The organism is Flagellimonas sp. 2504JD4-2, assembly GCF_053642935.1.
In genome coordinates, this window is sequence record NZ_JBSIOV010000003.1 from 165,977 (window position 1) to 180,020 (window position 14,044).

Annotated in this window: 15 protein-coding genes; 7 read left to right on the forward strand and 8 right to left on the reverse strand. The window is 41.5% G+C overall.

Annotation, left to right across the window (positions count from 1 at the left end; genetic code table 11):
• Positions 1–14: 14 nt before the first annotated feature.
• From ACULLH_RS11925 to ACULLH_RS11935, 3 genes are read right to left on the reverse strand one after another with little or no spacing between them, the layout of a single operon-like run.
• The gene (locus ACULLH_RS11925; RefSeq protein ID WP_454088973.1) at positions 15–1,211 is read right to left on the reverse strand and encodes a cytochrome-c peroxidase; all 1,197 of its coding nucleotides are present in this window, start codon (positions 1,209–1,211) and stop codon (positions 15–17) included.
• 42 nt (positions 1,212–1,253) lie between these two features.
• Positions 1,254–1,856 (reverse strand): short chain dehydrogenase, encoded by a 603-nt coding sequence (locus ACULLH_RS11930; protein WP_454088974.1) that lies wholly within the window; start codon positions 1,854–1,856, stop codon positions 1,254–1,256.
• A gap of 13 nt (positions 1,857–1,869) precedes the next feature.
• Positions 1,870–3,375, reverse strand: a complete 1,506-nt coding sequence (locus ACULLH_RS11935) for a YfcC family protein (RefSeq protein ID WP_454088975.1) — start codon at positions 3,373–3,375, stop codon at positions 1,870–1,872.
• A 74-nt stretch (positions 3,376–3,449) separates the two neighbouring features.
• On the opposite strand from ACULLH_RS11935, the gene ACULLH_RS11940 reads away from it, so the two are divergent.
• The gene (locus tag ACULLH_RS11940; RefSeq protein WP_454088976.1) at positions 3,450–4,115 is read left to right on the forward strand and encodes a uracil-DNA glycosylase; all 666 of its coding nucleotides are present in this window, start codon (positions 3,450–3,452) and stop codon (positions 4,113–4,115) included.
• Between the two features lie 86 nt (positions 4,116–4,201).
• On the forward strand, positions 4,202–4,606 hold the full coding sequence (locus ACULLH_RS11945) for a response regulator (protein WP_454088977.1): 405 nt from the start codon (positions 4,202–4,204) through the stop codon (positions 4,604–4,606).
• Here ACULLH_RS11945 and ACULLH_RS11950 read toward each other — a convergent pair.
• From ACULLH_RS11950 to ACULLH_RS11970, 5 genes are all read right to left on the reverse strand, one after another.
• Positions 4,603–5,454, reverse strand: coding sequence for a substrate-binding domain-containing protein (locus ACULLH_RS11950; protein ID WP_454088978.1), 852 nt, complete (start codon positions 5,452–5,454; stop codon positions 4,603–4,605). The genes ACULLH_RS11945 and ACULLH_RS11950 overlap by 4 nt on opposite strands.
• A gap of 72 nt (positions 5,455–5,526) precedes the next feature.
• Positions 5,527–6,399 carry a nucleoside phosphorylase gene (locus ACULLH_RS11955; protein ID WP_454088979.1) on the reverse strand — a complete coding sequence of 291 codons (873 nt, stop codon included), beginning with the start codon at positions 6,397–6,399 and terminating at the stop codon, positions 5,527–5,529.
• A 1-nt stretch (position 6,400) separates the two neighbouring features.
• On the reverse strand, positions 6,401–7,333 hold the full coding sequence (locus tag ACULLH_RS11960; protein WP_454088980.1) for a DUF1835 domain-containing protein: 933 nt from the start codon (positions 7,331–7,333) through the stop codon (positions 6,401–6,403).
• 146 nt (positions 7,334–7,479) lie between these two features.
• Entirely contained in the window at positions 7,480–7,809 is a 330-nt protein-coding gene (locus ACULLH_RS11965) for a translation initiation factor (RefSeq protein ID WP_454088981.1), read from the reverse strand.
• Between the two features lie 3 nt (positions 7,810–7,812).
• Entirely contained in the window at positions 7,813–8,763 is a 951-nt protein-coding gene (locus tag ACULLH_RS11970) for an isopenicillin N synthase family dioxygenase (protein WP_454088982.1), read from the reverse strand.
• 113 nt (positions 8,764–8,876) lie between these two features.
• Here ACULLH_RS11970 and ACULLH_RS11975 point away from each other — a divergent pair, with 113 nt between their 5' ends.
• The 5 genes from ACULLH_RS11975 to ACULLH_RS11995 all read left to right on the forward strand — a co-directional run bounded on the left by ACULLH_RS11975 (position 8,877) and on the right by ACULLH_RS11995 (position 14,041).
• Positions 8,877–10,853: an alpha-ketoacid dehydrogenase subunit alpha/beta gene (locus ACULLH_RS11975; RefSeq protein ID WP_454088983.1), complete on the forward strand. Its 1,977-nt coding sequence runs from the start codon at positions 8,877–8,879 to the stop codon at positions 10,851–10,853.
• A gap of 86 nt (positions 10,854–10,939) precedes the next feature.
• On the forward strand, positions 10,940–11,425 hold the full coding sequence (locus tag ACULLH_RS11980; RefSeq protein ID WP_454088984.1) for a lipocalin family protein: 486 nt from the start codon (positions 10,940–10,942) through the stop codon (positions 11,423–11,425).
• Positions 11,426–11,429: 4 nt separating this feature from the next.
• Positions 11,430–12,125, forward strand: a complete 696-nt coding sequence (locus ACULLH_RS11985) for an OmpA family protein (protein ID WP_454088985.1) — start codon at positions 11,430–11,432, stop codon at positions 12,123–12,125.
• Positions 12,126–12,167: 42 nt separating this feature from the next.
• Positions 12,168–13,334, forward strand: coding sequence for an NAD(P)/FAD-dependent oxidoreductase (locus ACULLH_RS11990; protein ID WP_454088986.1), 1,167 nt, complete (start codon positions 12,168–12,170; stop codon positions 13,332–13,334).
• Positions 13,334–14,041 carry a methyltransferase domain-containing protein gene (locus ACULLH_RS11995; RefSeq protein WP_454088987.1) on the forward strand — a complete coding sequence of 236 codons (708 nt, stop codon included), beginning with the start codon at positions 13,334–13,336 and terminating at the stop codon, positions 14,039–14,041. Before ACULLH_RS11990 ends, ACULLH_RS11995 begins: the two co-directional genes overlap by 1 nt.
• Positions 14,042–14,044 lie beyond the last annotated feature (3 nt).

Sequence of the window (14,044 nt, forward strand, 5' to 3'; positions counted from 1 at the left end):
AGTAAAGTTGGCAATCAATTTATAAGTCCACCAACAGGCAAACCACTCGGTACATTTTCAGGAATGGACTTGTCGAATCCATCGTCATTCAGAGTATTCAAAAATGAAATGATCAATGCCATTTCTTTGACGGACAAGCGCAATTCACGGACAAAAGGGTCAAATTTCGAGGGGTCTACATTAGGATTCCGGACCACATTATTTGAGATGTCCTCATAAAATTCCAGAACCCTGCGGAGCGTCACAAAGCTGCCATTATGCATATAGGGGGCAGTAAATCTTAGATTTCTTAGGGTAGGAGTACGGAATGCAAAACTATCCTTTAATCCAACATCAGCCACGCCATGATCTACGACTGGCAACTTGGAATTCTCGGGAACTCCCAAAACATGCATTTTATAATCCGAAAACATGGGGCCACTATGGCAATTGATGCATCCAACGGATTTGAAAAGCTCAAAACCATCCTTTTCACTGATTGAAATCGCTTCACTATCACCTCGAATGTATTGATCAAATCGGGAATTGTTTGCAATCAACGTCCGTTCAAAAGCGGCAATAGCTTTACCCAAATTTTCAATGGTGATGGACTCTGGTTCATCGAAAGCTTCAGCGAATAGTTTTTGATACTCCGAGATATTCTTCAGTCGTTCAACCACTTCTTGCATGATTTCATCTTCGGTGAAATCATTTCCGCGCATTTCCTCAAGCGCTTTGATGGGCTCTATGGCCTGTTTCTCCAAACTTTTGGCCCTATCGTCCCAGAACATGGTAGCGTCCTCAGGAACATAGGTCAAATGGCTTTGAAGTCCATTAAACGCTGTGTTGATTACCGTTTGCGCATTTCGCTTTACAAAGGGAATGTTGTTTGGAGTGTTGAACTTTCTTTTGCTACCTAGGCCGGTAGCATTGGTTCCGATGGAGATATCCAGAAACTCGGCATACCCCATATCTGGATGATGGCAGGTTACACAAGAAACATCTTTGTTGCCAGATAGAATAGGATCGTAAAACAACAATTTACCCAGTTTTTCTTTTGCCTCCGAAGGAGGGTTATCCTTAGGATGCACCACTTGGGTGGGCAAGGCATCAACTGTGGGAATAGCCTTAGGAGCTTCTTGTATTGATACTTCTTTTGATTGTGGACCTCTACAATTGACAGCGAGGGATAAGGTCAATGCAATACATATGATTTGAATTCCGTGTTTCAAAATCAGAGGTCGGTTTGGTTGCTATAAAGATAAAGGGAATGATCAGTTATAGACTCGAATAATTTCCCCATTTCTTCTTCCCTTTACGCTTCGAACATAGGCATTGACACTTTTCTCCATGGAAATAGGGTTGTGGCCGGGAAAATAGTCTTTGTACTTCTCATAAGCGTCTATGACCAATTCCAAGGAAACCACATTCAATCGAATTCTGTTATCCATTTCCTGGGATGCCGCTTGGACAAAACTGTGCAAGGCACCATTCACCATTGCGGCGCTAGCGGTTTTTGGTACGGGATTGTCCGCAAGTACACCTGTAGACAAGGTTATGGAACCTCCTTGGGTTAGATAGTGTTGTCCTAGACGAACTAGATTCACCTGCCCCATGAGCTTGCTTTTAATGCCGATATAGTAATCTTCTTCGGAGAGCTGATTGAATTCCGCCCACTTTGCTTCCCCGGCGATACAGATGATGGCGTCCAACTTCCCTGTCTGTTCAAACATTTTAGCAATGGAATCGCTGTCCGCAATGTCTACGGTTACATCCCCATTAGTCCTTCCGGCAATTAAAATCTCATTGTTTTCGCTAAAGTGTTGGCTTACCCTTTTTCCGATGGTTCCGTTTCCGCCTATAATTAGAATCTTCATAGTGTTTTTAACTTTAAAAATATACGCCAATGGTCAACATGGTCATGGCTAAAACCGCCAGTATCAGGACCAATGGTATGATGAATTTCAACCATTTGTCATATCCAACATTAACCAGGGCTAAAGAAGCTAACAAAATACCAGTTGGACTAATAAATTTAAAAAGCCCGACCCCAAATTGGTACGCATTGACCATAACTTCCCGTCCAATACCTACGCTATCCGCCAAGGGGGACATAATTGGCATGGTTAATACCGCCATTCCCGAGGAAGACGGAATAAAAAAGGCCAGTCCATTGTACAGCAAAAAAGTAACGTTGATAAAAAAGCCTTTATGCATGCCAGAGGTCAGTTCCGAAGCATAAAAAAGTAGGGTGTCGCTAACTTGGCCGTCTTCCATCAACACGGTGATACCGCGGGCAATACCGATAATAAAAGCCACACTCAGTAAATCTTTTGCTCCAGACATGAACTCAGTCACAAATTGTTTCTCGTTTATCCGTGCAATGAGGCCAATTAGCAGAGCGGCTGCCAAAAACACGGAGGTCATTTCCAAAAACCACCAACCTAATTGGGAAACCCCATAAACCATGATAAAAAAACAGCTGGCAAAAATAGCTAGCACCAGTTTGAGTTTTCCATTTAGGCGTGTGTTGATCGAAGCAGATTGTTTTAAGAACATATTTTCTATTTCGTCCTTCTGATCGTGAATCAGGGATTTTTTGGAATCTTTTTTGACCCGTTGCGCATATCGAATGATATAGGCAATACAAAAAATAAGTCCAAGGGCTAGCATGATTAGCCGTCCATTGAGGCCTTCGGTCCAGTTTATACCAGCAGCATCCGAAGCAATAATAGTGCTGAATGGATTCACCGTGGATGCCAGGGTGCCAATGGAGGAGCCAACATATATGGAAGCTACGCAAACCAGGGCGTCATATTTCGCCGCTAAAAATATGGGAACCAGTATGGGATAAAAGGCAATCGTCTCTTCCTCAAGACCAAAAGTTGTGCCTCCGAGAGCAATCAAAGCAGTGACCATGATGATGAGAACAAATTCCCGTCCCTTCAGTTTTTCTGCCAACCATGAGATTCCCGCCTCAAAAGCCTTGGTAGCATTTACAATACTGATGAGTCCACCGATAATCAATACCAATAGTATGATATCTGCCGATTGCATTATCCCTTTTAGCGGGGCTTGGATAAACCCAACAATGCCTTGGGGATTTCCTTCCAGATTTTTGTATGTGTTTGGAATGCTTATGGGCTTGGAGATGGCTCCAGTTGTGAATTTTTCCAAGGGAATTTGAATAGCCAGTTGATCCAAGGTTTGCTGGGTGGCAGGGTGGGTGGTTGTTCCTTCATTGGATTGAATAACAAAGGTGTTGCTATCCGTGTCATACGATAAACGGTCATATTGCCCGGCAGGAATGACCCAGGTAAGCAAGCAAACCACAGCGGCTATGATAAAAAGAATAGTATGGGCAGTGGGGAATTTTACTTTTTTAAAAATGGACATAGGTTGGTATCAATCTTTTAGTGGACAGGAAAGATATTATTTTTAGATTTATCAGCAGAAATTACCGAGCATTAATGAACGTAGACATAGATTCGAGTTGGCGGGCGCATTTACAGCAAGAATTTGAGCAACCATACTTTCAACAGCTTGTTCAGTTTGTAAAACAAGAATACGCGCAGCATACGTGCTACCCAAAGGGTAGGGACATTTTTGCGGCTTTTGACCATTGTCCATTTCATGAGACCAAGGTGGTTGTTATTGGGCAGGACCCCTATCATGGGCCCAACCAGGCCAACGGACTTTGTTTTTCAGTAAAAGATGGTATTGCGCATCCTCCATCCTTGGTCAATATCTTCAAGGAAATTAAGGTGGATTTAGAAAAACCTTATCCAGAAAGCGGCAATCTGGAACATTGGGCCCAACAGGGAGTATTGTTGTTGAATGCTACATTGACGGTCAGGGCCCATCAAGCAGGAAGCCATCAGAAAAAAGGATGGGAAAAATTCACTGATGCTGTTATCAAAACCATTTCCTCCGAGTTAGAAGGAGTCGTTTTTTTGCTTTGGGGTGGCTTTGCCAAAAGAAAATCTGCATTAATAAATCAAAGCAAACATCACATACTCACTTCGGGACACCCATCGCCCTTAAGTGCAAATAGGGGACTTTGGTTTGGAAACCAACATTTTAGCAAAACCAACACACTTCTGGCCCAAATGGGAAAATCGTTAATAAGTTGGTGAATTATTTCTTGCAAGTAAATTCTGAAAATATAATAAGAATTCGTACGTTTAAGAGAGTAACCCCTATATAGGAAAATTCTTATATTTTGCGCAGATTAAAATCAGTACTTCTCGTTGATGATGATGACACGACCAATTTTCTGAATAGGTTTTTTGTGAAGCAGCTGGACAACAATCTAACCGTTAACACCGCAAGTAACGGAAAGGAGGCTATTGAGTTTTTGGAAACCGCTCCCAGCGAGGAAAATATGCCATGTTTGCTTATTCTGGATACGAATATGCCGGTAATGAACGGTTGGGAGTTTTTGGACACTTATGAAAGGAAGTTTGATGAGAATTTTAAAAAAAATGTGGTTGTAGTGATGCTTACGGCGTTGGATCTTGAGGAAACGACCTCTTTGGCCTTGGCAAACCCAAACGTCACGGATACCGCCCAGAAACCCCTGTCTGACCTAAAATTCAGGGTCTTGATCAACAAGTACTTTTCTTAATCTTGGTGCAGGAAAGCACTAGGGTCTTTAATCTCCTTGATTAAATCCAGACTTAAGAGTCTTTTTTGGACTTCATTGACAACGGATTCCAGCATCTGGGATTGTCCCCAGACGGTTTTGGAAAGCCATTCTTGAATATCTTCCAGTTTTTGTTCGTATCTGTTGGACAGCGTTCGGTCTATACTTGGAATTCTTTTGAAATCTGAGGAATATATATTAATCACCTCAAGAATATGCTTTAGGAGATTGGCGTGTGAATCCAAGAAAGAGTGCGTCGCGGCAATTACAAAACAAGGCCAAGGAGTAGGGCAATCTCCCAGTCTTTTAAATGTGCCATCGTCCACAAGCGGTTTGGTGGTAAAATGCTCCCACATAAAATAGGCGCCGGACCCTGAAGTTAGATTTTCAACGGCCCCGTTTAAGTTGTTTATGATTTCAAATTCCATGGAAGCGGTATTCCAGCCCTGATTTTGGGCGTGCACATAAGCCATCAAATGGCTTCCGCTTCCCATTCGACTTATGGCCACTTTATCATTTTTAAGCTCAGAAACAGATTGTCTTGGGCTATCGGCGGCCACATGAATTCCCCAAAGTAGGGGAGATGATACATATTCCTGGACTATACTAACAGGGTTGCCTTGGGAAATACTTTTGATAATGCCTTCGGTAAGGATAATGGCCAAATCCGTTTCATTGTTCTCCAACATTTGACACATTTTACCAGTTCCCTCGGGAACATCGGTCCATTGAAGCTGAATGCCACGGTCTTCAAAAGCACCTTCCTCAATGGCCAAGTGCCAGGGAAGGTTAAAGTGTTCTGGAACGCCAATTATCCTAACGGTTTTCATTTACTTCAAAAGGGATTGTTCGATTTAAAAGTGTAAACATATTCAAACCGATGTTCGCGGGCAAATAGGGGATTAAGAAATCAGCTTGTCCAAGGTGAATTTGATGAGGTCATCTACAGTTTTGAAAGCGTTTTTGGAAAATTCGCCGGTAGCTCTGTTGGCCAGAATGGCATTCAATGAAATTGCCCTATGTCCATGTAGTTTTGCGAGTCCGTATATGCCGGCAGTCTCCATTTCGAGGTTGGTAATAGGCTGATTCTTATATGAAAACGCTGCAAGTTTTGCATTGAAGTCCGAAACTTTGGGCTTCAGGCGTAACGCCCTGCCTTGAGGGCCGTAAAAACCTGAATTTGTGGCGGTTATGCCATATCGTATACGATTCGAGTTAAATTTATCACCTAGATTCTTATCGGCATCCACGGCATAGGCGGTGATATTATGGTCCTTCCATCCCAAAAAAGCATTGAGCTCATCTTCCAATGCTGTATTTCTTGCCTGTCCAGTGTCATAAAAGTGTAAAAGGCCTTCAAAACCCACCGCTGATTTGCTCAAAAGAAACGAATCTACCGGGATGTCAGGTTGAATGGCGCCAGAGGTTCCAATCCGGATAAAATCCAACTGCGTTTTAGTATTCTTTTCCTTTCGAGTATCAAAATCTATATTGACCAAGGCATCCAATTCGTTTAAAACGATGTCAATATTATCTGTTCCAATCCCTGTGGAAATTACAGTGATATTTTTTCCTTTATATGACCCTGTTTGGGTGAAAAACTCCCGTTTTCCTTTCTTTACATCAATGGAATCAAAGTACTTCGTGACCATGGGAACCCTGCTAGGGTCACCAACCGTTATGATTGTGGAACAGATGTCCTCTGGTAAAAGGTTGAGATGGTAAATACTGCCATCAGGGTTCAGAATTAGTTCTGAGTTACCTAATGTGGACATATTAAAGTTTTAGAATGCGGTCTGTTGCAGTGTTATATAAGAAGTTATACTTTAAAGAACCTCCCAGATATAATTGATTATCACGTATTTGCGAGTAATAATTTGCTTTGTTTTCTAAAATGTCCTTACCTTTTTTAGTTAGTTTGACCGGGTTGAAAGAGCCGAATAGCGGCTTCAACGAGGAGATTATGCGTTCATATTGGGTGTCTCCAAAACCATAATACCCTTGGTCCGTCAATACTTCACCCAACAATTCCTTTCTAGTCTTGGGTTTTTTGGACAGTGCAGTTTCCAAAACACGATTTTCAAGCTCGTTAAGTCCATTTTTAATCGTCGGGAAACGCCTTAGATGTGCTTTTAAGGCACTGGAGAGGTATTCAAACTGAAAATTATTGTGGTTGATAAGATTTTCCAGTCGTATAGGATTATCGCTGCAGTACAATTGCCATACATAATCCGCAAACTCGATATCATCTTGTGATAAAATGGTTCTATTCTCATAGAGCTCCATCAATTTTTCATCACTTAGCTCATTCAATCCGTAAAGTCTCTCACTTTCATCCTCATTTCCGCTGCATACCAAAGATATTTCTGCGTGTCTTCTATGTGTTTTGAGCCAACTTAGGACTGCTAACATGTTTATTTGGCAGAAGAGGTCGTATTCAAACCAAAGCACAATCTGATCTTGTTGCTTGTGGTTACATAAGGAGCGATATTCTTTCAAGGTTTTTTCAACGAACCACGATTTGGATACTTTGTAGTTCTTGTTCAAAAATTCAAAACGTGTTTTCCAGAAGGATTCACTACCAACATTGCAAAGAGTTTTGCCCTCACAGAGCATTTCTCTCCAAGTAATGATATCTCCCTTAAGATGTAACGATTGAAGTTTTGACGTGAAATTGTCCCCGTTGGTAATATGCAACAGTGATTTCATTTTCAGTTCGGTTTTCGTCGGTTAGAAGAATTAAATGTAAGATTTAAACCAAGAACACAAAAATTTTTTTTGTAAAACATTGGTTGCCAGTCAGTAATTTTAACATTGCTCGAAAAAAAAGCCAGAGAAATCATTGACTAATCAGATTAACCTCCAACCCTTTTTACGGCAAAACCATTGTTTTTTAGGAAATCCATGATTTTGTCCCGATAATCTCCCTGGATAATAATCGTATCGTTTTTATAGCTTCCGCCAACACTCAAATACGATTTAAGGTCTCTTGTCAATTTCTTGAAATCACTATCTGCGCCGGTGTAACCTTCCAAAATGGTCACAGGCTTGCCCTTTCTTTTTTCATACTTGCAAATAATGGGTGCATCCTGCATCCAATAAGCAGGTTCCGCATCTTTGGCACCATCAATATCCTCGGGAACATGATCCGGAAATAGGTTCTTAAGCTGGTCTTGGAGGTCCATATGTTATTTTTTTACTAGCCCGAGCTCTATAAGTCTTTCATGCAGATATTCGCCGGCTGTGGTGTCCTCAAAACCTTTTGGGTGCGCTTCATCAACACAATTCTCCAAACAGTTCAAAGGCATTTCGCTTATCGGGTGCATAAAGAATGGAATGGAATAGCGTGATGTCCCCCAAAGTTCCCTAGGTGGGTTTACCACTTGATGAATGGTGGATTTCAACTTGTTGTTACTGAGTCTTGAGAGCATATCGCCCACATTGATCATCAGTTGATCCGGTTTGGCGATGGCATCTACCCATTCACCTTGGTGATTTTGAACCTGTAGACCCTTCCCATGTGCTCCCATAAGCAAGGTGATCAAGTTAATATCGCCATGCGCGGCAGCTCTTACAGCATTTTTCGGTTCATTGGTGATAGGGGGATAATGAATGGGCCTTAAAATGGAATTTCCGTTCTTGATCCACCCATCAAAATATGTCTCTTCAAGATCCAAGTGTAAAGCTAGTGCCCGCAGCACGTATTGCGCCGTTTTTTCAAGCATCTTATAGGTTTCCTTGCCAACTTTGTCGAACTCTGGAAGTTCATTGACTGAAACATTATCGGGATATTCGGCCTCTAATTTTGGATTGTTCTCCACATACTGGCCAAAGTGCCAAAATTCTTTCAGATCACCTTCCTTTTTTCCCTTGGCATGTTCCTTTCCAAAGGAAGTGTAGCCTCTTTGACCACCTATACCTTCTATTTCGTAGCCATCCTTGACCTCTTGGGGTAACTGGAAGAATTTCTTGATTTCAGAATAAAGCTGCTCCACAAGTTCATCTGACAGAAAATGACCGCTAAGGGCAACAAAACCTATATTCTCAAATGCAGCCCCTATTTCCCGTATGAACTTTTCCTTTCTCGCAGCATCCCCCGAAACGAAATCCCTTAAATCAACACTTGGTATCGCACTCATAATATCAAATTTACGTTATTCCAAAAGTACAGAATATTGCGAAACCTTTCTGAAAATATCGCTCGTCATCGATAGCTTTTTTATTACATTTAGCCCCATTGAATTTGTACTGAATGAGATATCATATTGGTGGATTGGACCGACAAAAACTGCTCGACTTATATGTTGGAATGCTGAAGCCCAGGCTGATTGAAGAGAAAATGTTGGTCTTGTTACGGCAGGGTAAAATTTCCAAATGGTTTAGTGGCATAGGGCAAGAGGCCATTTCCGTTGGGGTGACCCAGGCCTTAAAAACTGAAGAGTATATTCTGCCAATGCACCGGAATTTGGGTGTATTTACTTCTCGAAATATTCCTTTGCACCTTCTTTTTAAACAATGGCAGGGAAAGCCTGGGGGATTTACACAGGGTAGGGATCGAAGTTTTCATTTTGGAACCCAGGAATTCAAAATCGTGGGGATGATATCCCACTTGGGCCCTCAACTTGGTGTGGCCGATGGCATCGCCCTTGCCGATATGCTACGAAGAAAGAAAAGGGTAACTGCGGTTTTCACTGGAGAAGGAGCTACAAGTGAAGGAGATTTCCATGAGGCCCTTAATGTTGCTTCAGTATGGAATCTCCCTGTTTTGTTTTGTATTGAAAATAACGGTTATGGACTGTCCACACCTACAAATGAGCAATACAATTGCAAACATCTCGCGGATAGGGCCAAGGGCTACGGTATTGAGTCGCGTATTATTGATGGCAACAACATTTTGGAAATATTCTCCAAGATAAATGAGCTCTGTAAATCCATTAGGAAACGGCCCCGCCCCATTTTGGTCGAGTTCAAGACATTCCGAATGCGCGGACATGAAGAGGCAAGCGGAACAAAGTATGTGCCGGAAAAATTGATGAAAAAGTGGGCTAAAAAGGACCCTATTGCCAACTACGAGGCCTTTCTGCTGAAGGAGAAGGTGATTTCTGAAGCAGAAATTGAAGGGCTGAAGACCGTAATTACCGAGGAAATCAACTCAAACCTGAAGGTGGCTTTTGATCAAAACCCAGTGGAACTTGATGAAACTAAAGAATTAAATGAAGTGTTTCAAAAGTTTAGATATCAACATATTGAAAAAAAATCCGAAGTAAAAAACATTCGATTTGTAGATGCCATATCCGAAGGCTTGGAGCAGTCTATGGATCGGTACAATGAACTCATCATTATGGGGCAGGATGTTGCCGAATACGGGGGCGTTTTTAAGATAACCGATGGTTTTACCAGTAAGTTTGGCAAAAGCAGGGTTCGAAATACTCCTATTTGTGAATCCGCTATAGTTTCGGCAGCCATGGGGCTTTCCATAAATGGAATGAAAGCTGTGGTGGAAATGCAATTTGCTGATTTTGTAAGTTCCGGATTTAATCCAATAGTCAATTATTTGGCAAAAGTACACTACCGCTGGGGACAAAATGCCGATGTCGTTATACGAATGCCCTGTGGTGGCGGAGTGGGAGCCGGACCATTTCATTCCCAGACAAATGAGGCATGGTTTACAAAGACTCCAGGACTCAAAGTGGCTTATCCAGCCTTTCCTTCTGATGCCAAAGGACTTTTGAACACGGCCGTTAATGATCCGAATCCTGTTTTGTTTTTTGAACATAAGGGATTGTATCGCAGCGTTTACGGTGATGTGCCAACAAATTACTACACATTGCCATTTGGAAAAGCGAGCTTAATCCGGAAAGGAGAATCTGTTTCGGTGGTTTCCTATGGAGCTGGGGTTCATTGGGCCTTGGAAATTTTAGATAAACATCCAGAAATTGACGCAGATATCATAGATTTGCGTACACTTCAACCTCTTGATATAGATGCTGTCTTCGAATCGGTGAAGAAGACGGGAAAACTGATTGTTTTGCATGAGGATACCATTTTTGGTGGCGTTGCAAGTGATATCGCCGCAATGGTCATGGAAAACTGCTTCGAATATCTGGACGCACCAGTCAGAAGAGTAGGAAGTTTGGAGACCCCTGTGCCCTTTGCTAAGGAGTTGGAGGAAAATTACCTTCCGAAAAAAAGATTCGAGGCGACATTATTGGAGCTTATCGCATATTGATCTTTTTGTTTTAACAAATATTTAACAAAACGAAAAGGTAGATATGGTGTCTCAATCGTATATACTAAAATTTAATTCCAATTCTTATGGCGAAAAAAACACTAATTTTTACAGCATTGATTGGGGTTTTCTTGATGTCTTGCTCAGTTTCTAAGAGCGCAAGGACACAACGAAACCTTTTCAGCGGTTCCTGGACCCTGAACGATGTATCTTATGAGAACAACACAGGAAATTTCAAATCGGTAATCTTTAATGATGCGGAGGACATCTGCTTTGAGGGGAGTGATTGGTTTTTCAGGGACAATAACAGTACCGGAAGATATACCATTTCCCAAAGTTCCCTTTGCACAGGCGGAGATCGTTTTTTTAGATGGTCCGTCGTGGAGCCTTCACAAAATTATAGCAGCCAACTGCAGTTCAAATTTATTGACGATAAAAGAAAGGATATTTCAGGAGGTACTGGCTATAGATTGAACATTGCAAGTATAAACGAGCAATCAATGACCTTAAAGTCCAATGTATCTGTTGAAGGAGAACTTGTCACAATCGTTTACCAATTCACAAAAAAATAATAACATGAAAAATATACTGATCAAAAGTACAGCATTGGTTATGGCACTTAGCTTAGTGGTAAGTTGCAATGCGGTTAAAAATGCCAATAATACCCAGAAAGGTGCTGCAATAGGTGCTGCAGGTGGAGCTGTAATCGGGGGAATAATTGGAAACAACGTAGGGAAAGGTGGAAATACAGCACTTGGAGCCATTATCGGAGCCGTTGTTGGTGGTGCAGCTGGAGGATACATCGGTAACCGAATGGATCGACAAGCAGAACGCATTGAAGAAGAAATACCAGGAGCAGAGGTAAAAAGGGTTGGTGAGGGTATCAATGTGACCTTTAACGAAGATGCTGGAGTGTATTTCGATACTAATAAGTCAGATGTCAAAGGAACTTCCGCTACAACTTTAGATAAATTAGCTGGAATCTTCAAAGAATATCCAAATTCCATTATTTTGGTTGAAGGACATACGGACAGTGCAGGGAGCGAGGAATATAATTGGAATTTATCCAAGCAACGAGCCGAATCCGTTTCCAGTTATTTGATAAGTAAAGGAATCTCAAGTGGAAGGTTTACCACCAAATGGTATGGAGAAACCCAACCTAGGGAGAGTAACGAAACTTCCGAAGGAAAAGCTAAAAACAGAAGAGTTGAATTGGCTATCATGGCCAGCGAAGAACTTAAGGAAGAAGCTTACGAAAAAACAAAAGGATAAATCGTACCTGTTACAGGTGATTTTGTTAAAACCGACATATTTATGTCGGTTTTTTTGTTTGTAATCGACTATCTTCAAAGAGTGAATCAATTTGAAGTACTTATTGTCGGAGGTGGATTGGCCGGGCTTACTGCTGCCCTCGATTTGGCCAATAGGGGAAAGCAAGTGCTCGTTATTGAAAAGAACAAATATCCATTACACAAAGTTTGTGGGGAGTATGTTTCCAACGAAGTAAAACCTTATTTGGAACAGTTGGGTTTTGCGTTTCACGATTTTGATCTTCCGCAAATTGACAAGCTTCGTTTAAGTACATCCAAAGGAAATGTGTTGGATGTCAATCTACCCTTGGGTGGTTTTGGAATTAGTCGATACAAGTTTGATTTCGAGCTTTATGAGTTGGCCAAAGCGAGAGGAGTAGAGTTTATTCATGATACCGTTGTCGACATCCAATTTCGTAATGACCTACTCCATGTTGAACTGTCATCGAACGAGATACTTAAAAGTAAGGTAGTCTTGGGAGCTTATGGCAAGCGTTCCAATCTGGATGTTAAGATGAAACGAGGCTTCACTAAACAAAGATCTCCATGGTTGGCCGTAAAGGGGCACTATCTGAATCAAGAATATCCATCCAATTTAGTGTCGTTGCATAATTTTCCAGGAGGATACGGAGGTTTATCGAGAGTTGAAGAGGGGAAGATAAATTTTTGCTACTTGGTCAGGTATGAATATTTTAAGCAAAGTGCAGACATTGCTTCTTTTAATGAGAATGTGGTATCGAAAAACCCGCAGCTAGAAAACTTCTTGGCAAATTCAAGCTCTGTATTTGAAAAACCGCAGACCATAGCACAGATATCATTTGATAAAAAGCAGCCTGTGGAAAATCATGTGCTTATGTGTGGGGATACGGCGGGATTAATCCATCCATTGTGTGGAAATGGGATGGCCATGGCAATTCACAGTGCAAAGCTAGCTGTCGACCAGGTTGTTTCCTTTTTGGAAGACACCAGTTTTTCCAGAAATGATATGGAAAGAACCTATAAAATGCTATGGCGCAAAAACTTTAAAAAGCGTCTTTGGATGGGAAGGCAATTGCAAGGACTGATGATGCATACCAACTGGTTTAATCTTGGAATGAACACTTTGGCCAACTCGGAGCTGTTGGTAAAAGGGCTGATACGTAGAACCCATGGAACCCCAATTTTGAGCTAATGGATTTGACATTAAGAAGTCGGCAATTGGAAATGATGGACGACCCCAATATGAAATTTGAGGAGCTAAAAGCCGCTTACAAGGATATCAACAGATGCAACAAATGGCTGGGCGGGGACAACATTACCCTCTATGCCGTCTGGAATTTGGTCAAACAGGACCTTAGTAAATCGTATACGATTTTGGACATGGGATGTGGTGACGGTACTATGTTGTTGAAATTATCTCGTTTTCTCAACAAACATCATGTTTCCCATCGGATGATTGGAGTCGATTTAAGGGATGATGTTTTGCATATTGCCAAGAAAAAAACTGCAGCATATCCCAACATAAGTTTCGAGAAAATGGACATCTTAAAAGCAGATGATAGCTTTGGTTGTGACATTTTGATCAACACATTGACCATGCATCATTTTGAGGAAGAGCGCATCGATGCCTTCTTGAACCAATTTGTGAAATTGGCCAAAACTGGGGTGGTGATTAATGACCTGCATAGGAGTGGATTGGCCTATTACCTGTTCAAGATTTTCAGTCATCTCTTTCTAAGGACAAAGGTGGCCAGATATGATGGCCTTGTTTCCATACTAAAAGGTTTTAAAAGGAAAGAGTTGGTCAATCTCTCCAAAAAAATACCAGGTGTTATACATGAAATTGAATGGAAATGGGCTTTTAGATATGTATGGATTATGAAACTCAACCCACAGTGATTA